The sequence below is a fragment of the Streptomyces sp. DSM 106670 genome, from assembly GCF_055792845.1.
This window is the reverse complement of record NZ_CM147704.1, coordinates 1,178,994-1,197,394: the sequence shown is the minus strand read 5'-3', so window position 1 is coordinate 1,197,394 and position 18,401 is coordinate 1,178,994. Positions and strand designations below refer to the sequence as shown.

Sequence of the window (18,401 nt, the reverse complement as noted above, 5' to 3'; positions counted from 1 at the left end):
CAGCCGCCACCTGCGGGCAGGCCGCGAGGGACCAGGCACTACCCTCGTCCCGTGGAGCTCAAGAACATTCCGGACCCCGGTTTCTCCGACGACGACGGCTCGGCGTCCCCCGCCCTGACCAGGGCCCTGGACACCTGGTCCCGGGACCGGAGCGCCGTCGGCCCGGTCCTCGCGGCACTCCAGGGCGCCCGGCTCCTGGTCCCCGTCGTCGCCGTCCTCGGCGAGGTCGAGGAGGACGAGAAGGGGCTCCGGCGCGAGAAGACCAGCGACATGGCCGTGCCCACCCTCCGGGCCGGCGACCGGCGCGCGCTGCCCGCCTTCACCTCCACCGCCTCGCTGGCGCTCTGGGACCCGGAGGCGCGCCCCGTCGCCGTACCGCTGCACCAGGCGCTCCAGGCCGCCGCCCACGAGAAGGCCGACACCGTCGTGCTGGACCTCGCCGGGCCCGTCGCCTTCGAGCTGAGCGGGCAGGCGCTCCTGGCCCTCGCCGAGAACCGCGCCTCCACCGACCCGCTCCAGGACCCCGCCGTCATCGAGGCCGTACGGCAGACCGTGGCCGCCGACCCCGCCGTGGTCCGCGCCCACCTCGGGCCCGGCAGTGCGGACGGCACCCTCGCGCTGGTCCTCGCCCCGGACGCGGTGCCCGCCGAGGCGGCCCGCCGGATCGCCGGTGCGCTGGCGGTCAGCGAGGTGCTGCGGGCCCGGCTGGTGAACGGCCTGGACCTGGCGCTCCTCCCCGCCGGCACGGCCACTCCGGGTGAGCCCCTCTTCGTCCGCTGACGCGACGGGGCGGGGCGGGGCGGGCCCGTCCCGGCCCGACGAGCGCGAAGCGCCCACCGCCGTGAGAATGATCGGGAATCCGGAGAAATCCGGCCGACCGACCGAGCTCGCGAGGTGGTTGCATGAAGACGCGGATCGTGGCGTCAGAGTTCCTCGGCACCCTGCTGCTGGTGTTCTTCGCCGTGGGGTCCGCGGTGGTCGCCGTCGAATACCTCGGCACGGTGGGCATCGCCCTCACCTTCGGCTTCACCCTCCTCGCGCTCGCCTACGCGCTCGGCCCGATCTCCGGCTGCCACGTCAACCCCGCGGTGACGCTGGGCATGCTGATGGCCGGCCGGATCGACCTCCGTACGGCCGTCGAGCGCTGGGTGGCCCAGATCCTCGGCGCGATCGTCGGCGCGGCCCTGCTGTTCCTGCTGGCCAAGCAGATCCCGGGCCTGGAGACCAGCGGCGAGTTCGGCACCAACGGCTACGACGACCGGTCGGCCGTCGGCATCAACATCGGCGGCGCGTTCCTCGCCGAGGTGGTGCTCACCTTCCTGCTCGTCTACGTCGTCCTCGCGGTGACCCACAAAGTGGCGGTCACCGGCTTCGACGGACTGCCCATCGGCCTGGCGCTCGCCGCGATCCACCTGGTGGGCATCCCGCTGACCGGCACCTCGGTCAACCCGGCGCGCAGCCTCGGCCCGGCGCTCTTCGCGGGCGGCGCGGCCCTCTCCCAGCTCTGGCTGTTCCTCGTCGCGCCCCTGGTCGGCGGAGTGATCGCCGCCTACGCCCACCGGCTCACCCACCCCTTCCCCAACGTGCTGCCCGAAGAGACGGAGGACGCCGTCTGAGGAGCCGCACGCGCGGGAGCCCGCCGCCCCACGGGGGGACGGCGGGCTCCTCGGCGTACGGGGGAGGGGCGGCGGCTAGCCGTAGACCGGGCCGGTGTACTTCTCGCCGGGGCCCTGGCCGGGCTCGTCCGGCACCAGCGAGGCCTCGCGGAAGGCGAGCTGGAGCGACTTCAGGCCGTCGCGCAGCGGCGAGGCGTGGAAGGTGCTGATCTCCGTGGTGCTCGCGTCCAGCAGTCCGGCCAGGGCGTGGACCAGCTTGCGGGCCTCGTCGAGGTCCTTGTGGTCCTCGCCCTCCTCCGTGAGGCCGAGCTTCACGGCGGCTGCGCTCATCAGGTTGACGGCGACCGTCACGATCACCTCGACCGCGGGGACCTCCGCGATGTCGCGGGCCATGTCGTCGAAGCCGGGGTTCTCACTGCTGGGGGTCGCGTCACTCATGCCCCACACGATAAGGCCAGGCCACCGCCCTCCCGCGCGCGGGAGGCGGCCGGGGGGCCGGAGCGGACGCAGGATTAGCGCACCCGGGACCGGGCTGCTAACCTTGTGTGACGACCGGCCGGACACCTATGTGCCCGGCCCACAAGTGGAGGCTCCGATCTCCCACCTGGCCGTCCTCACCGGACGGCGGGTCACCGGTCAGGCGGTCCCCATCGTTCCGTACGGACGATGGAGCCGCCCGATGCGCCCCGCGGTTGACCGCGGCGGTGCTCCGGTAGTTCATGGAGCCCCGCCTGTGTCCCGTCCGGGGCATTTTTGTCGTTCCGGCTCGGTTGGTCTTGACGTTATAAGACGTTACGCGGCTGTCCGCCAGGCGGTCGCGTGGTGCTACCGAGGAGGATCCATCAGCGCCGAGCCCCGCATCAACGACCGGATTCGCGTTCCCGAGGTCCGACTTGTCGGTCCCAGTGGCGAGCAGGTCGGGATTGTTCCGCTTGCCAAGGCCCTGGAACTCGCACAGGAGTATGACCTCGACCTGGTCGAGGTGGCGGCGACAGCCCGTCCGCCCGTGTGCAAGCTCATGGACTACGGGAAGTTCAAGTACGAGTCGGCCATGAAGGCCCGTGAGGCGCGCAAGAACCAGGCGCACACGGTCATCAAGGAGATGAAGCTCCGGCCGAAGATCGACCCGCACGACTATGACACCAAGAAGGGTCACGTCGTCCGGTTCCTCAAGCAGGGCGACAAGGTCAAGATCACGATCATGTTCCGTGGTCGTGAGCAGTCCCGCCCCGAGCTGGGCTTCCGACTGCTCCAGCGTCTCGCTTCGGACGTCGAGGACCTGGGCTTCATCGAGTCCAACCCGAAGCAGGACGGCCGGAACATGATCATGGTTCTGGGCCCGCACAAGAAGAAGACCGAAGCCATGGCCGAGGCCCGCGAGGCCCAGGCCGCCCGCAAGGCGGAGCGTCAGGGCACGACCGACGCACCGTCCGAGGACGAGACCGCTGAGGCTCCGGCCGCAGCGGCCGAGGCTCCGGCCGAGACACCTTCCGAGGCGTGACCTTCGGGGGTCGCCATCCAGGCGCCCCCGGGTCATCCCGGAATCCCATAGAGATCTGACGCCCCTGTAGTCCGGTGCCCCGCACCGTGAGGGGCGCCACTGACGAGGAGAGAACGGCGCGATGCCGAAGAACAAGACGCACAGCGGTGCCAGCAAGCGCTTCAAGATCACCGGCTCCGGCAAGGTGCTCCGCGAGAGGGCCGGCAAGCGCCACCTGCTCGAGCACAAGTCGTCCAAGAAGACCCGCTCGCTGACCGGCACGGTCGTCGTGGCTCCGGCCGACGCCAAGAAGATCAAGAAGCTTCTCGGCAAGTGAGGCTCGGCCTCCGGCTCGCGCCGGAGGCACGACCTCGATCACACCGGGACCAATTCGTTTCCGGGCCGTGTGAAGACACCCACGGCCCCGCTACAAGGAGTTAACAAGTGGCACGCGTCAAGCGGGCAGTCAACGCCCACAAGAAGCGCCGGGCAATCCTCGAAGCCGCCAGCGGCTACCGCGGTCAGCGCTCGCGTCTGTACCGCAAGGCCAAGGAGCAGGTCACCCACTCCCTGGTCTACAACTACAACGACCGCAAGAAGCGCAAGGGCGACTTCCGTCAGCTGTGGATCCAGCGCATCAACGCCGCTGCCCGCCAGAACGGCATGACGTACAACCGCCTCATCCAGGGTCTGAAGGCCGCCAACATCGAGGTGGACCGCAAGATCCTGGCCGAGCTCGCGGTCAACGACGCCAACGCGTTCGCCGCCCTCGTCGAGGTCGCTCAGAAGGCCCTCCCGAGCGACGTCAACGCCCCGAAGGCCGCCTGATCCAGGCCCCGCCTTCCAGGCAGTACGTGAACCGGACCCGCAGGCGCCCGCCGCCTGCGGGTCCGGTGCGTTGCCGCTGACCCCCACCGCCGTACGCAGAGAGGCCTCCCGCCGACCATGGGCACCCCCGAACTGATCTCCCCGCGCTCCCCGCGTGTCGCCGCCGCCCGCCGGCTGGCCCGCCGCAACTTCCGCGGCAAGGAGCGCAGGTTCATCGCCGAGGGGCCCCAGGCCGTCCGCGAGGCCGCCGCCCACCGGGGCGGCGACGGGGAGCCGACCCTCATCGAGCTGTTCGCCACCCCCGAGGCCGCCGACCGCTACGCCGACATCGTCGAGGCCGCCCACTCGGCGGGGGCCCGGGTGCACCTGGCCGGGGACGACGTCCTCGCCGACGTCTCGCAGACCGTCACCCCGCAGGGCCTCATCGGCGTCTGCCGCTTCCTGGACACCCCGTTCCAGGAGATCCTCGACGCCAAGCCCACCCTGGTGGCCGTTCTGGCCAACGTCCGCGACCCCGGGAACGCCGGTACGGTACTGCGCTGCGCGGACGCCGCCGGCGCGGACGCGGTGATCCTGACCGACGCGTCGGTCGACCTCTACAACCCCAAGTCCGTACGCGCCTCGGTCGGTTCGCTCTACCACCTGCCCGTCGCCGTCGGCGTCCCCGTCGAACAGGCCGTGCAGGGCCTGCGGGACGCCGGGGTGCGCATCCTCGCCGCCGACGGCGCCGGGGACGACGACCTGGACGACGAGCTGGACGCGGGCACCATGGGCACCCCCACCGCCTGGGTCTTCGGCAACGAGGCCTGGGGGCTGCCCGAGGAGACCCGGGCGCTCGCCGACGCCGTCGTCCGTGTCCCCATCCACGGCAAGGCGGAAAGCCTCAACCTCGCCACCGCCGCCGCCGTCTGCCTCTACGCCTCCGCCCGCGCGCAGCGGCCGCGGCGCGCCCCCGACGCGTAACACGAGCGCCGCCCTCACGGCCCGTCAGCACACGATCCCGGCCATTCCCGCGCCCCTGCCACCGGCGCACTCCTCTCCGCGCCCCCACAGGGTGTCGCCGGTTCACCACCGCCTAGTAGGGTGACGAACTCGGGGGCCCACTGCACCGGTTCGAGAGGTGGGGATACGGGAAGATGGCTGTCGGCATGAGCTCGCCGCGACCGGCGCACAGCACCGCACCACGCGCTGCGGGCGAGGAGCCGGACGGCCTCGGCGCCGGCATCGACCCGGACGACCTTCCCGACGGTCTCGTCGTCGCCGACGAGAGCGGGCACGTCATCTGCTTCAACGCCGCCGCCGCCCGCATCACCGCCACCCCGCGCGCCGAAGCGATCGGCCGCCCCCTGGAGACCGCCCTCCCGCTGGAGGACCTCAAGGGCAAGCGCTGGTGGGCGCTGACCGACCCGTACGGCGGACTCGCCACCCGGGGCGGCCAGCCCGAGCGCAATCTGCTGCTGCCCGGCGGCCGTGAGGTCCTGGTCTCCGCCCGTTACGTACGCGAGCGGCCGACCGGTCCGGTGCGCCGGGTGGTCGTGTCCCTGCGCGGCACCGAGGCCCGCCGTCGTACCGAACGCAGCCACGCCGAGCTGATCGCCACCGTCGCCCACGAGCTGCGCTCCCCGCTGACCTCCGTCAAGGGGTTCACCGCCACCCTGCTCGCCAAGTGGGAGAGGTTCACCGACGACCAGAAGCGGCTGATGCTGGAGACCGTCGACGCCGACGCGGGCCGGGTGACCCGGCTCATCGCCGAGCTGCTCGACATCTCCCGGATCGACTCCGGACGCCTGGAGCTGCGCCGCCAGCCCGTCGACGTCTCCGCCGCCGTGGCCCGGCACATCCAGGCGCTCATCACGGGCGGCCAGGCCCCCGAGCGCTTCCTCGTCCGCACCCGGGGACCGCTGCCCGACCTGTGGGCCGACCCCGACAAGGTCGACCAGGTCCTCGGGAACCTCCTGGAAAACGCGGTGCGCCACGGCGAGGGAACCGTCACCATTGAGATCGCCCCCGCACCCGCGCCGGGTGCGTGCGACGAGATGGGAACGGCTGTCACCGTGAGCGACGAAGGCCCCGGCATCCCCGAGGAGTCGATGGGCCGTGTCTTCACCCGCTTCTGGCGGGGGAGCAAGCGCGGCGGCACGGGCCTGGGCCTCTACATCGTCAAGGGCATCGTCGAGGCCCACGGCGGCACGATCACCGTCGACCGGGGGCCCGGCGGCGGGGCCGAGTTCCGATTTATTCTGCCTGTGAGCATGCCCGCCTACCTGGTGTGAGCAGCCCACGGGCTCCCCGACCGTCCTGCGGCCTTTAGACTCGACCTTTGGCACCTTTGCGTCCTGCGGTCGTCGAGCCGGGTCGCGCCATCAGCCAATCGGAAGCACGGGAAGAGATGTCGGCACCGAACAAGTCGTACGACCCAGTCGAGGTCGAGGCACTGAAACCGGAAGAGATCGAGCGCCTGCGGGACGAGGCGTTCGCCGCCTTCGCCGCCGCCGGTGACCTCGACGCGCTCGCCCAGGCGAAGACCGCGCACACCGGAGGTACCTCGCCGCTGTCCCTCGCCAACCGCGAGATCGGCGCCCTGCCCCCGCAGGCCAAGGCCGAGGCGGGCAAGCGCGTGGGCCAGGCCCGCGGCGCCGTCTCCAAAGCGCTCGCCGCCCGCCAGGCGGAGCTGGAGGCCGAGCGGGACGCCCGGGTGCTCGTCGAGGAGGCCGTGGACGTCACGCTGCCCTACGACCGCACCCCGGCCGGCGCCCGCCACCCCCTGACGACCATCATGGAGCGCGTCGCGGACGTCTTCGTGGCCATGGGCTACGAGATCGCCGAGGGCCCCGAGGTCGAGGCGGAGTGGTTCAACTTCGACGCCCTGAACTTCGTGCCCGACCACCCGGCCCGCCAGATGCAGGACACCTTCTTCGTCCAGGGCACCACGCCCGACGGCAAGGCCACCGAGGGTGACGAGTCCGGCGTCGTGCTGCGTACGCACACCTCGCCGGTCCAGGCCCGCTCGCTCCTGGAGCGCAAGCCCCCCGTCTACGTGGTCTGCCCCGGCCGGGTCTACCGCACCGACGAGCTGGACGCCACGCACACCCCGGTCTTCCACCAGATCGAGCTGCTCGCCGTCGACGAGGGCCTCACCATGGCCGACCTCAAGGGCACCCTGGACCACATGGTCCAGGCGCTCTTCGGGCCGGACATGAAGACCCGGCTGCGGCCGAACTTCTTCCCGTTCACCGAGCCGTCCGCCGAGATGGACATGGTCTGCTACGTCTGCCGCGGCGAGTCCGTCGGCAACCCCGACCGCCCCTGCCGCACCTGCGGCAGCGAGGGCTGGATCGAGCTGGGCGGCTGCGGCATGGTCAACCCCAAGGTGCTCACCGCCTGCGGTGTCGACCCCCAGAAGTACAGCGGATTCGCCTTCGGGTTCGGCATCGAACGGATGCTGATGTTCCGCCACAACGTCGAAGACATGCGAGACATGGTCGAGGGTGACGTCCGGTTCACCCGGCCGTTCGGGATGGAGATCTGATGCGCGTCCCGCTTTCCTGGCTGCGGGAGTACGTCGACCTGCCGGCGACGGAGACCGGCCGTGACGTACAGGCCAAGCTCGTCTCCGTGGGCCTCGAGGTCGAGACCGTCGAGCAGATCGGCGCGGGCCTCAAGGGCCCCCTGGTCGTCGGCAAGGTCCTGACCATCGAGGAGCTGGAGGGGTTCAAGAAGCCCATCCGCTTCTGCACGGTCGACGTCGGCACGGCCAACGGCACCGGCGAACCGCAGGAGATCGTCTGCGGCGCCCGTAACTTCTCGGTCGGCGACAAGGTCGTCGTGGTCCTCCCGGGCGCTGTGCTGCCCGGCGACTTCGCGATCGCCGCCCGCAAGACGTACGGCAAGACCTCGCACGGCATGATCTGCTCCACCGACGAGCTCGGCATGGGCGACGACGGCACGCACGGCATCATCGTGCTGCCGCCGGAGCACGAGGTCGGCACCGACGCCATCGAGCTGCTCCAGCTCGTCGACGAGGTCCTCGACATCGCCGTCACCCCGGACCGGGGCTACTGCCTCTCGATGCGCGGTGTCGCCCGCGAGACCGCGACCGCGTACGGGCTGCCGCTGCGCGACCCGGCGCTCCTGGACGTGCCCGCGCCGAACGCGTACGGCTACCCGGTCCAGATCTCCGACCCGATCGGCTGCGACCGCTTCACCGCCCGCACCGTCACCGGTCTCCAGCCCGAGGCCCGCTCGCCGATCTGGATGCAGCGACGCCTCCAGAAGGCCGGGATGCGGCCGATCTCGCTGGCCGTCGACATCACCAACTACGTGATGCTGGAGCTCGGCCAGCCGCTGCACGCCTACGACCGCACCCGGGTCGACGGGCCGATCGGCGTGCGCCGCGCCACCCAGGGCGAGAAGCTCACCACGCTGGACGGCACCGTGCGCGTGCTGGACGCCGAAGACCTGGTCATCACCGACAACCGCGGGCCGATCGGCCTCGCGGGCGTCATGGGCGGCGCCAACACCGAGATCGCCGACGCGGACGGCGAGCACGCGCTGACCACCGAGGTCGTCATCGAGGCCGCGCACTTCGACGCGATCTCGATCGCCCGCACCGCGCGCCGCCACAAGCTGTCCTCCGAGGCGTCCAAGCGCTTCGAGCGCGGCGTCGACCCGCAGGCCGCCGCCGCTGCCGCGCAGCGCACGGTCGACCTGCTGGTCCTGCTGGCGGGCGGCACCGCCGAGGCCGGGGTCACCGAGATCACCTCGCCCTCCGCGCCGCGCACCATCGCGATGCCGGCGAACCACCCGGACAAGGTGGCCGGTGTGGAGTACGGCCGCGAGACCGTCGTCCGCCGCCTCCAGCAGGTCGGCTGCGACGTCTACGGGCAGGACGAGCTGATCGTCACCGTCCCGTCCTGGCGGCCCGACCTGAACGAGCCGAACGACCTCGCCGAAGAGGTCATCCGGCTGGAGGGCTACGAGAACCTGCCCTCCACCCTGCCCACGCCCCCCTCCGGCCGTGGTCTCACCGACCGCCAGCGGCTGCACCGCCGCATCGGCCGGGTGCTGGCCGGAGCCGGTTACGTCGAGGCGCTGAGCTACCCGTTCATCGGCGACGCGGTCCTGGACCAGCTCGGCCTGGAGGCGGACGACGCCCGCCGCCGTACGGTCAAGCTGGTCAACCCGATCTCCGACGAGGAGCCGGCGCTGCGCACCACGCTGCTGCCGGGCCTCCTCGGCGCACTGCGCCGCAACGACGGCCGCGGCAGCCACGACCTGGCGCTCTTCGAGACCGGCCTGGTCTTCCGGCCGACCGGCGAGGAGAAGCAGGCCGTCCGCCTCCCCGTCGACCGCCGTCCCACGGACGAGGAGATCGCCTCTCTGAACGCGGCCCTGCCGCGTCAGCCGCGCCGCGCCGCCGTCGTCCTCGCGGGCGCCCGCGAGCAGTCCGGCTGGTGGGGCAAGGGCACCCCGGCGACCTGGGCGGACGCCGTCGAGGCGGCCCGCTCCATCGCCGCGGAGGCCGGTGTGGAGGTCATCGTCCGCGCCGACCAGCACGCCCCGTGGCACCCGGGACGCTGCGCCGCGCTGTACGTCACCGTGAACGGCGAGGAGACCCTCTTCGGACACGCGGGCGAACTGCACCCGCGTGTGATCAAGGCGCTCCACCTGCCCGAGCGGACCTGTGCCGCCGAGGTCGAGCTGGACGTCCTGGAACAGGCCGTCGACGGAGCGCTCCAGGCGCCCCGGATCTCCACCTTCCCGGTGGCGACCCAGGACGTCGCGCTCGTCGTCGCCGGGGACGTCCCGGCCGCCGACGTGGAGCGGGCGCTGCGCGAGGGCGCGGGTGAACTCCTCGAATCGCTACGGCTGTTCGACGTCTTCACCGGCGAGCAGATCGGCGCGGGCAACAAGTCCCTGGCGTACGCGCTGCGCTTCCGCGCCGCCGACCGCACGCTGACCGTCGAGGAGGCATCGGCCGCCCGCGACAGCGCGGTGGCCCTGGCCGCCGAGCGTACGGGCGCGGTGCTGCGCGGGGCGTAGTCCGCGGGCGCGACAGCGTTGAGAAGGGGCGTATCCGGCCACCGGATACGCCCCTTCTCCGTCCCGCCGATCGGCGGAGGGACCACACGCCGGATCCGGAGCGGGAACCGGGAGGAACGCGGTTCCGGCTGCCGTTCCGCAGCCACCCTCCTTCGTCGTCGGTCAGTGGGCCGTGCGGTCCGGGCGCCGTCCGCGCTGCCTCGGAGTGTCGGGCAGGTCAGCAGTGCGGACGGCGCGGGTGCGGGTCGAGGGCTGTTACGAGGGGGAGCCGACGACCCGGCCGCCTCTTGCGAGGGAGCTCATTCAATCGAGCCCGGGATCCGTGCGGCAGAGCGCACAGCAGGAGGGTTCGGGCATTCCGTTCACACCCCGTGTGAATCGTGCTCCACTAGGCTCATTGCGACACGCACCTGGGGGGACGATGGAGCCCAATGTCCTGCTCGAAGCTCTGGTCGAGGAGGCCGGCATGTCCCGCGCGGGCCTCGCCGGTCACGTCAACCGGGCGGGCCTGACCCGCGGTCTGAGCCTGCGGTACGAACACACGGCGGTCTCCCGCTGGCTCAAGGGCCAGCGCCCGCGCGGCCAGGTGCCCGATCTGATCTGCGAGGTGCTGGCCGGCCGGCTGGCGCGGCCGGTCGGGCTCGACGACATCGGGATGGGCGCCTGCGCCGCGCCGGGGGCGGACACCGGCGCCGAGGGCGCCTCGCTCTCCGGGTTCGTCGAGCGGGCCACCGCCCTGTGGCGCTCCGACGAACAGCGGCGCCCGGACCTGGCCACCGTGCCCGCCGTCACCGGCACCCCGGCGGTGATGCCGGTCTGGGAGTGGGAGAACCCGCCGGAGGACACCGATGTCTCACGGCCGGGACCGGGCCGGGTGAGCGCGGCCGACATAGCGATGCTCAAGGCGGCCCGCGACCACTACGAGCAGATGTACCGCAAGACGGGCGGCGTCGCGACCAGGTCCCGGATCGTCCGCTTCCTCAACGCGGAGGCCGCGCCGCTGCTGCGCGGCGGCTACAGCGACGCGCTCGGCCGGAGCCTGCACCGGGCGACCGCCGGGCTGGTGGCGGTGGCCGGCATCTGCGCCTACGACTCCGACGCGCACGGACTGGCCCAGCGCTACTTCCACCAGGCGCTGCGGCTCGCCAAGTCCAGCGGGGACCGGGGGCTCGGCGGCTATGTGATCGCCCTGCTGGTCACCCAGTCGCTGTTCCTCGGCGACTACCGCCGTTCCATCGCCTTCGCCGAGGCCGCGCTGCGGGCCGCCGGAGCCCACATCACCCCCGCGCTCGCCGCCGATCTGCACGCCATGCAGGCCAAGGCGTACGCCCGGCTCGGCGACGCGGCGAGCGCCCGGGCCTGCATCGGGCGGGCCGAGGCCCAGGCCGGCCGGATCCACAGCGGCCGGGAGCCGGACGAGACGGGGTACGTCCAGCCGGGCCTGGTCGACGTCCAGGTGGCGGAGGCGCTCCTCGGTCTCGGGGATCTGCCGGCCGCCCGGGAGCACGCGGCCTCCGCGGTGCGCGCCCCGGCGCACGACCGGGGGCGCGTGCACCGTCTCGCGATGCTGAGCCATATCGAGCTGCTTCAGGGCGAACCCGACCGCGCGGCCGGTACAGCTGCCGAAATGGCGACACGGGCCCGGGGGATGGAGTCCCAGCGGCTGCGCGACCGGCTGCGGCAGGTCCGCGGCGAGCTGGCCGCGAGCGGCTGCGCCGACGCCGTGGGAACCACCGATCTCATCGACGAGGCGCTCCGCGTGCCTCTGTGAGCTCCACCGACGCCCCGCCCTTCGTTCACCACCGCGGCCGAGCCTGCTGGCATGTTGACCCCAACATGTCGAAAGGTGGCACAACCGTGCAGTGGATGAACTTAAGCGAACAGAATGTGTATCAGAACCCGTGGTTCCGGGTGAATCTGGCGGACGTCCAGCTCCCCGACGGCAGCCGTCTCGACCACTTCGTCATCCGGCTGCGACCCGTCGCGGCCGCCACCGTCGTCAACGAGGCGAACGAGGTGCTGCTGCTGTGGCGGCACCGGTTCATCACCGACAGCTGGGGGTGGGAGCTGGCCGCGGGCGTCGTCGAGGACGGCGAGGACATCGCGGCGGCGGCCGCCCGCGAGATGGAGGAGGAGACCGGCTGGCGCCCCGGCGAACTGCGCCCGCTGCTCACCGTGGAACCGTCGAACGGCCTCACCGACGCCCGGCACCACCTCTACTGGTCCGACGAGGCGCACTGGACGGGGCAGCCCACGGACGCCTTCGAGTCCTCACGCCGTGAGTGGATACCGCTCAAGGTGGTCCCGGACATGATCGCCCGGGGCGAGGTGCCCGCCGCGAACATGGCGGCCGCCCTGCTGATGCTGCACCACCTGAGACTGGGCTGACCCCTGGTCCGCACACGCGAGGAGCCGGCCCCGGGGTGACCGGGACCGGCTCCTGACAGCGAAAGCCGTACGGGACGCGAGCGTACGGGGCTCGCGCGTACCGGACTTCAGGCGTACGGGGACCTCAGGCGTACGGGTAGAAGCCCGACCCCGTCTTGCGGCCGAGGCGGCCCGCGTCGACCATGCGCTGGAGCAGCGGGGGAGCGGCGTACAGCGGCTCCTTGTACTCGGCGTACATCGAGTCCGCGACCGAGGCCACGGTGTCGAGGCCGATCAGGTCGGCGAGCTTCAGCGGCCCCATCGGGTGGGCGCAGCCCATCTCCATGCCGTTGTCGATGTCCTCGCGGCTGGCGATGCCCGACTCGAACATCCGGATCGCGGAGAGGAGGTACGGGATCAGCAGCGCGTTCACGACGAAGCCGGACCGGTCCTGGGCGCGGATCGGGTGCTTGCCGAGCACGTCCTGCACGACGGCCTCGGCGCGCTTGATGGTCTCGTCCGATGTGGTCAGCGCCGGGATCAGCTCGACGAGCTTCTGCACCGGGGCCGGGTTGAAGAAGTGGATGCCGATGACCCGGTCCGGGCGTGAGGTGGCGACGGCCAGCTTCACCAGCGGGATCGAGGAGGTGTTGGAGGCCAGGATCGCGTCCTGCCGGGTCACCACCTGGTCCAGCACCTGGAAGATCTCGGTCTTGACCTGCTCGTTCTCCACGACGGCCTCGATGACGAGATCGCGGTCGGCGAACTCCCCGAGATCGGTCGTGAAGCTCAGCCGGCCGAGGGTCTCGTCCCGCTCCTCCGCCGTGATCTTGCCGCGCTCGGCGGCCTTCGAGAGCGAGTTGTGCAGACGGGTGCGGCCGATCTCCAGCGCTTCGCCGGTGGTCTCGGCGACCTTCACTTCGAGGCCGCTGCGCGCGCACACCTCCGCGATACCTGCGCCCATCTGGCCACAGCCCACCACTCCGACGCGTGCAATGTCGGCCATAGAGTCCGTCACCTCGTGCCTTTCGCTGTTCTCCGTATCGCAGGGTCCCGTGTGATTCCGGTGCCCGCCTCGACCCCACGACGTTACTCCGAATGCCGACGCGGACGTCCCGCGGGTCACGGAGGCTACGGGTGGGAAGGATGCGGTTACGTAGAGCTATCGGAGTCGGGTGCGGGACAGGGTGAGAGAGGTGGACCAGGATGCGGCGTACGGGTGTGGCCAGGAGAGCCTTCGTGCTGAGCGCGGCCGGACTGCTGGCGGCGATGACGACGGCCGGTGACGCGGTGGCCTCCCCGGCGGGGGGAACGTCCCCGGCGGGGGGAAGCTCTCCGGCCGGGGGGAGGAGGGGCGGCGGGCGGCCGGGGGCGGTGCCGGGGCAGTTGCGCGGCATGTGGATCGCCACTGTCGCCAACATCGACTGGCCCTCGAAGCCGGGCCTCACGGCGGTGCGGCAGGAGGCCGAGCTGTTCGCGTATCTGGACCGGGCGGTCGAGCTGCGGCTCAATGCGGTGATGCTCCAGGTCCGGCCGACCGCCGACGCCCTGTGGCCTTCGCCGTACGAGCCGTGGGCCGACTGTCTCACCGGGAGGCAGGGTGAGGACCCGGGCTGGGATCCGCTCGGCACGGCGGTGCGCGCGGCGCACGACCGGAGTCTGGAGGTGCATGCCTGGTTCAACCCCTACCGGGTGGCGAACCACACGGACCTCACCCGCCTCGTCGCCTCCCACCCGGCCCGGCTGAACCCGGGCTGGACCGTGCCGTACGGCGGGAAGCTCTACTACAACCCCGGGCTGCCGGAGGTTCGCCGGTTCGTCCAGGACGCGATGCTGGACGCCGTGCGCCGTTATGACATCGACGCGGTGCACTGGGACGACTACTTCTACCCGTATCCGGTGGCAGGGCAGTCCTTCGACGACGATGCCGCGTTCGAGCGGTACGGCGGCGGCTTCGCGGACCGGGCGGCCTGGCGGCGCGACAACATCGACCGGCTCGTGCGCGAGACGGGGCAGCGGATCCGGCGGATCAAGCCGCACGTCCGCTTCGGTATCAGTCCCTTCGCGGTCTGGCGCAACAAGGAGACCGATCCGCTGGGTTCGGACACCCGGGCGGGCGTGCAGACCTACGACGACCTGCACGCCGACACCCGTAAGTGGGTGCGCGAGGGGTGGATCGACTACATCTGCCCGCAGATCTACTGGCACATCGGCCAGACCGCCGCCGACTACGCGAAGGTCCTCGCCTGGTGGAGCGAGACCGTGCGGGGCACGGGCGTCGGTCTGTACGTGGGCGAGGCGCTGTACAAGGCGGGCGACCCCGCCCAGGCAGCTGCCTGGCAGGACCCGGCGGAGCTGTCCCGCCATCTCACCCTCGCCCGGGGGTACGAGGAGGTGGGCGGCCATGTGTTCTTCTCGGGGAAGAGCGTGATGGCGGACCGGATCGGCGCGATGCGGCGCGTGGTGGCCGACCACTACACGGACCGGGTCCGGCTCTATCCGGACCGGGGCCGCACCTATCCGCACCACGGCCGTCCTTCGGGGCGATCCGGGGGCTGAGGAGGGGGCGGGGGCCGGCGGGGCCGGGATCCGGTGTGCGGGTCCCGGCCCGGCGCGCTCCTACTGCGGCTGACCGTCCTTCGGTACGTCGCTGTGCTGGACGACGCTGTCGGGGCCGGGTGACATCAGGTGTTCGTGGCCGTCGTCGAAGCGGATCCGGTACGGGGGAGCGCCCCCGTCACCGAGTACTTCGATGATTTCGGCGACCCGGTCGTGCTGTCCCACGGTCCTGCCGTGCACCAGCAGCCGGTCGCCCGTGTGTGCCTCCATCGGGAGCGACCTCCTCACAGGGGGAGACGGTGTCCGTGTCGACGCGTCACGGTGTCCGTGTCGACAAGTCTATGACCGTACGGTCCGGGATTCCCGTCCTGCGCGGCGGCCGGCCCGCTGGGTGGCGGCGATGCAGACGAGCACGGCCACCGCCGCGACCGGGGCCGCCGCCGAGATCTCCTCGCCGAGCAGGAGGAAGGACCACACGAGCGTCAGCAGCGGCTGGGCGAGCTGGAGCTGACTGGCCCGGGCGACCCCGATCGCCGCCATGCCGCGGTACCAGACGTACAGCCCGAGGAAGGTCGATCCGGCGGCGACCCAGACCAGGCCGATGACGCCGTGGGCGTTCAGGTGCACGGGTTCGAGCGGCAGGGCGACCAGGCTGCCCGCCACCGCGAGCGGCAGGCACAGGACCAGGGCCCAGCCGATCACCTGCCACCCCGGCATCTCCCGGGCCAGTCGGCCGCCCTCGGTGTATCCGGCCGCGCACACGAGCAGTGCGCCGAACAGATACAGGTCGCCGGAGGCGAGCGCCCCGCCGCTCTGCTGCACGGTGAAGGCGATCACCACGGCCGCCCCGGCGAGGGCCGCGACCCAGAACGTGCGCGACGGCCGCTCCCCGGTACGCAGCGACCCGAGCGCCGCCGTGGTCAGCGGCAGCAGGCCCACGACCACGGCCGCGTGCGAGGTGGTGGAGGTCTGCAGGGCGAGCGTCGTCAGCAGCGGGAAGCCCACCACCACCCCGCCCCCGACGACCGCGAGCCCGGCCCGGTGCCGCCGCTCGGGCAGCGGCACCCGCCCGGCCAGCAGCACACCGCCCGCGATCAGGGCGGCGAGCACACTGCGCAGGGCGACCAGCGACCAGGGGCCGAAGCTCTCCAGGCCCCAGGCCGTACCCGGGAAGGTGAGCGAGAACGCCACGACGCCGAGCCCGGCGAGTACGGTGCCGCCCCGGCCGGCCGAGGGCCCGGGCGCGGTCCGGCGGCTCGCCGATGTGCTCCCGGCCGCGTTCCGGGCGGTGCTCGGGGCGGTGCTCCGGGCCGTGTTCGCCGTGGTCGCGGAAGCGGTTCGAGGGGCGGGGGCCGACTCGGCGACCGCTATCAATGAAGGCGGGGTAGCGCTATCCTGTGCTCTCATGCAAGAGCGTAGCAGCGTCGCCGAACTGGTCACTTCCCTGCGGGCCGAGCTCAACCGCTACTCACCGGGTGGAAAGCTGCCGTCCAGTCGTACGCTCGTCGAACGGTTCCGGGTCAGCCCCGTCACCGTCTCCCGCGCCATCGCCCAGCTCGCCGCCGAGGGGCTCGTCACGACCCGCCCCGGCTCCGGCGCCTTCCGCGCGCACCCCCGCACCGAACTGCCCGCCCCGGGCGACACGTCCTGGCAGGAGGTGTCGCTGAGCGGCGACGGCGGGCCCGAGGTGGTGCCGCGCACCGTCGACGCCTCCGGGGTCCTGGTCACCCTCGCCGCGCCGCCGCCCGGCGTCATCGAGTTCAACGGCGGCTACCTCCACACCTCGCTCCAGCCCGAGCGGGCGCTCTCCGCGGCCCTGGCCCGCGCGGGCCGCCGGCCGGGCGCCTGGGGCCGCCCCCCGACGGACGGGCTGCCCGAACTGCGGTCCTGGTTCGCCCGCGAGATCGGCCCCGCGGTCTCCGCCGCCGACGTCCTGATCACCGCGGGCGGCCAGAGCGCCCTGGCCACCGCGCTGCGCGCGCTCGCCCCGCCGGGCGCCCCGGTCCTCGTGGAGTCGCCCACCTACCCCGGGATGCTCGCCGCCGCCCGCGCCACCGGACTGCGCCCCGTCCCGGTGCCGATGGACGCCGACGGGGTCCGCCCCGAGCTGCTCGCCGACGCGTTCCGGGCCACCGGCGCCCGGGTCTTCGTCACCCAGCCGCTCTTCCAGAACCCCACCGGGGCCACCCTCGCGCCCGCCCGCCGCCCCGAGGTCCTGGCCATCGCCCGTGCGGCCGGGGCGTTCGTGGTCGAGGACGACTTCGCCCGCCGGCTCGTCCACGACGACTCCGGACCGCTCCCCGCGCCGCTGGCCGCCGACGATCCCGACGGCGTCGTCGTCCATGTCTGCTCGCTGACCAAGGTCACCTCGCCCAGCCTCCGGGTCGGCGCCCTGGCCGCCCGGGGCCCGGTGCTGGAACGCCTGCGGGCCATCCAGGTCGTCGACAGCTTCTTCGTACCCCGCCCGCTCCAGGAAGCCGCCCTGGAACTCGTCGGTTCCCCTTCCTGGGGCCGTCACCTGGCGGCCGTCGCCACCGAGCTGGGGCACCGCCGTACGACCATGGCGGCGGCCATCCGCGGCGAGCTGCCGGAACTGACGCTGCCGCACCTCCCGGCGGGCGGCGGCAGCCTCTGGCTCCGGCTCCCGGGCGGCGGCGCGGGAGGGGGCGCCGACGAGCCGGCCGTCGTCTCGGCCGCGCTGCGCGCCTCGGTCGCCGTCGCCCCCGGCCGCCCCTACTTCTGCGCCGAACCCCCGGCCGGACACATCCGCCTGAGCTTCGCCGGGGTCTCCGGAGCGGCCGAGATCGCGGAGGGCGTCCGCCGCCTCCGTACCGCTTTCGACGGCCTCCCGGACAGCTGAACGCGGCACCCGCCGCACAGGCCCTCTTGACCAAACAGGCGTTCGGCCTCACGATCCCGCCATGACGCTTCGGGTCTCCCTGGTCGCAGCGGCGCGCAGCTCCTCCCGGCTGGCCGAACGCTTCGACGACGACCGGCCGCTCGATCAGGCCGGCTGGCACGAGGTGCAGCTCGTCGCCCACACGCTCGTCCCGCTCGCCGCCGCCGAGCTGCGCTACTGCTCGCCCACCCCGCGCAGCCGCGCCACCGGGGACGCCCTCGGCTTCGCGCCGATGGCTCAACCGGCCCTGCGCGACTGGGAGATGGGCCGCTGGCGCGGACTGACCCTGGGCGAGGTCACCGCCCGGGAACCGGCCGCCGTGGACCTCTGGCTCGCCGACCCGCGCAGCGCCCCGCACGGCGGCGAGTCGATGCTCGGCTTCATCGGGCGGGTGGGCGGCTGGCTGGACACCCGCCCGGCCGACGACGGCCTCGTCGTCGCGGTCGCCGAACCCGCCGTGATCCGGGCGGCCCTCGTCTACGCCCTCAACGCCCCGCCCTCCGCGTACTGGAACGTCGACGTCCGCCCACTGTCCACCATCACGCTGACCGGACTGCCGGGCCGCTGGAGCCTGAGCCTGGAGGCGGGCATCCGCTGACCCGCGCGGCAC

General features: G+C 72.5%; 18 protein-coding genes. 14 read left to right on the top strand and 4 right to left on the bottom strand.

Annotation, left to right across the window (positions count from 1 at the left end; genetic code table 11):
• The first annotated feature begins 51 nt into the window (after positions 1 to 51).
• Together ACSMXR_RS05130 and ACSMXR_RS05125 are read left to right on the top strand one after the other, a co-directional pair.
• Positions 52 to 780, top strand: a complete 729-nt coding sequence (locus ACSMXR_RS05130) for an SseB family protein (protein WP_473171316.1) — start codon at positions 52 to 54, stop codon at positions 778 to 780.
• Between the two features lie 122 nt (positions 781 to 902).
• Positions 903 to 1,616: an MIP family channel protein gene (locus ACSMXR_RS05125; RefSeq protein WP_137232227.1), complete on the top strand. Its 714-nt coding sequence runs from the start codon at positions 903 to 905 to the stop codon at positions 1,614 to 1,616.
• A 75-nt stretch (positions 1,617 to 1,691) separates the two neighbouring features.
• Here ACSMXR_RS05125 and ACSMXR_RS05120 read toward each other — a convergent pair whose 3' ends face one another.
• On the bottom strand, positions 1,692 to 2,054 hold the full coding sequence (locus ACSMXR_RS05120; RefSeq protein WP_103507582.1) for a DUF1844 domain-containing protein: 363 nt from the start codon (positions 2,052 to 2,054) through the stop codon (positions 1,692 to 1,694).
• 346 nt (positions 2,055 to 2,400) lie between these two features.
• On the opposite strand from ACSMXR_RS05120, the gene infC reads away from it, so the two are divergent.
• From infC to ACSMXR_RS05075, 9 genes are all read left to right on the top strand, one after another.
• Positions 2,401 to 3,117 (top strand): translation initiation factor IF-3, encoded by a 717-nt coding sequence (gene infC, locus ACSMXR_RS05115; protein WP_103507614.1) that lies wholly within the window; start codon positions 2,401 to 2,403, stop codon positions 3,115 to 3,117.
• Between the two features lie 121 nt (positions 3,118 to 3,238).
• On the top strand, positions 3,239 to 3,433 hold the full coding sequence (gene rpmI / locus ACSMXR_RS05110) for a 50S ribosomal protein L35 (protein ID WP_003970213.1): 195 nt from the start codon (positions 3,239 to 3,241) through the stop codon (positions 3,431 to 3,433).
• Between the two features lie 107 nt (positions 3,434 to 3,540).
• The gene (gene rplT, locus ACSMXR_RS05105) at positions 3,541 to 3,924 is read left to right on the top strand and encodes a 50S ribosomal protein L20 (protein WP_003970214.1); all 384 of its coding nucleotides are present in this window, start codon (positions 3,541 to 3,543) and stop codon (positions 3,922 to 3,924) included.
• 117 nt (positions 3,925 to 4,041) lie between these two features.
• Positions 4,042 to 4,887: a TrmH family RNA methyltransferase gene (locus ACSMXR_RS05100; RefSeq protein ID WP_364889044.1), complete on the top strand. Its 846-nt coding sequence runs from the start codon at positions 4,042 to 4,044 to the stop codon at positions 4,885 to 4,887.
• Positions 4,888 to 5,060: 173 nt separating this feature from the next.
• Positions 5,061 to 6,197 (top strand): sensor histidine kinase, encoded by a 1,137-nt coding sequence (locus ACSMXR_RS05095; RefSeq protein WP_218526713.1) that lies wholly within the window; start codon positions 5,061 to 5,063, stop codon positions 6,195 to 6,197.
• A gap of 116 nt (positions 6,198 to 6,313) precedes the next feature.
• Positions 6,314 to 7,453 carry a phenylalanine--tRNA ligase subunit alpha gene (gene pheS / locus ACSMXR_RS05090; protein ID WP_030632315.1) on the top strand — a complete coding sequence of 380 codons (1,140 nt, stop codon included), beginning with the start codon at positions 6,314 to 6,316 and terminating at the stop codon, positions 7,451 to 7,453.
• Positions 7,453 to 9,966: a phenylalanine--tRNA ligase subunit beta gene (pheT, locus tag ACSMXR_RS05085; protein WP_473171315.1), complete on the top strand. Its 2,514-nt coding sequence runs from the start codon at positions 7,453 to 7,455 to the stop codon at positions 9,964 to 9,966. Before pheS ends, pheT begins: the two co-directional genes overlap by 1 nt.
• Before the next feature lie 421 nt (positions 9,967 to 10,387).
• Positions 10,388 to 11,737 carry a transcriptional regulator gene (locus tag ACSMXR_RS05080; protein WP_218526715.1) on the top strand — a complete coding sequence of 450 codons (1,350 nt, stop codon included), beginning with the start codon at positions 10,388 to 10,390 and terminating at the stop codon, positions 11,735 to 11,737.
• Positions 11,738 to 11,823: 86 nt separating this feature from the next.
• Positions 11,824 to 12,354, top strand: a complete 531-nt coding sequence (locus ACSMXR_RS05075; protein ID WP_473171314.1) for an NUDIX domain-containing protein — start codon at positions 11,824 to 11,826, stop codon at positions 12,352 to 12,354.
• Positions 12,355 to 12,478: 124 nt separating this feature from the next.
• Here ACSMXR_RS05075 and ACSMXR_RS05070 read toward each other — a convergent pair whose 3' ends face one another.
• Positions 12,479 to 13,339, bottom strand: a complete 861-nt coding sequence (locus ACSMXR_RS05070) for a 3-hydroxybutyryl-CoA dehydrogenase (RefSeq protein WP_018515303.1) — start codon at positions 13,337 to 13,339, stop codon at positions 12,479 to 12,481.
• A 200-nt stretch (positions 13,340 to 13,539) separates the two neighbouring features.
• Here ACSMXR_RS05070 and ACSMXR_RS05065 point away from each other — a divergent pair, with 200 nt between their 5' ends.
• On the top strand, positions 13,540 to 14,892 hold the full coding sequence (locus ACSMXR_RS05065) for a glycoside hydrolase family 10-like protein (RefSeq protein WP_473171313.1): 1,353 nt from the start codon (positions 13,540 to 13,542) through the stop codon (positions 14,890 to 14,892).
• Positions 14,893 to 14,952: 60 nt separating this feature from the next.
• Here ACSMXR_RS05065 and ACSMXR_RS05060 read toward each other — a convergent pair whose 3' ends face one another.
• Positions 14,953 to 15,162 (bottom strand): DUF1918 domain-containing protein, encoded by a 210-nt coding sequence (locus ACSMXR_RS05060; RefSeq protein ID WP_137232233.1) that lies wholly within the window; start codon positions 15,160 to 15,162, stop codon positions 14,953 to 14,955.
• A 69-nt stretch (positions 15,163 to 15,231) separates the two neighbouring features.
• Positions 15,232 to 16,299 carry a DMT family transporter gene (locus tag ACSMXR_RS05055; RefSeq protein ID WP_473171312.1) on the bottom strand — a complete coding sequence of 356 codons (1,068 nt, stop codon included), beginning with the start codon at positions 16,297 to 16,299 and terminating at the stop codon, positions 15,232 to 15,234.
• On the opposite strand from ACSMXR_RS05055, the gene ACSMXR_RS05050 reads away from it, so the two are divergent.
• A complete protein-coding gene (locus tag ACSMXR_RS05050) occupies positions 16,298 to 17,752 on the top strand; it encodes an aminotransferase-like domain-containing protein (protein WP_473171311.1) in 1,455 nt (484 codons plus the stop codon). The genes ACSMXR_RS05055 and ACSMXR_RS05050 overlap by 2 nt on opposite strands.
• A gap of 61 nt (positions 17,753 to 17,813) precedes the next feature.
• Positions 17,814 to 18,389, top strand: coding sequence for a histidine phosphatase family protein (locus ACSMXR_RS05045; RefSeq protein WP_030088384.1), 576 nt, complete (start codon positions 17,814 to 17,816; stop codon positions 18,387 to 18,389).
• Positions 18,390 to 18,401: the final 12 nt, after the last annotated feature.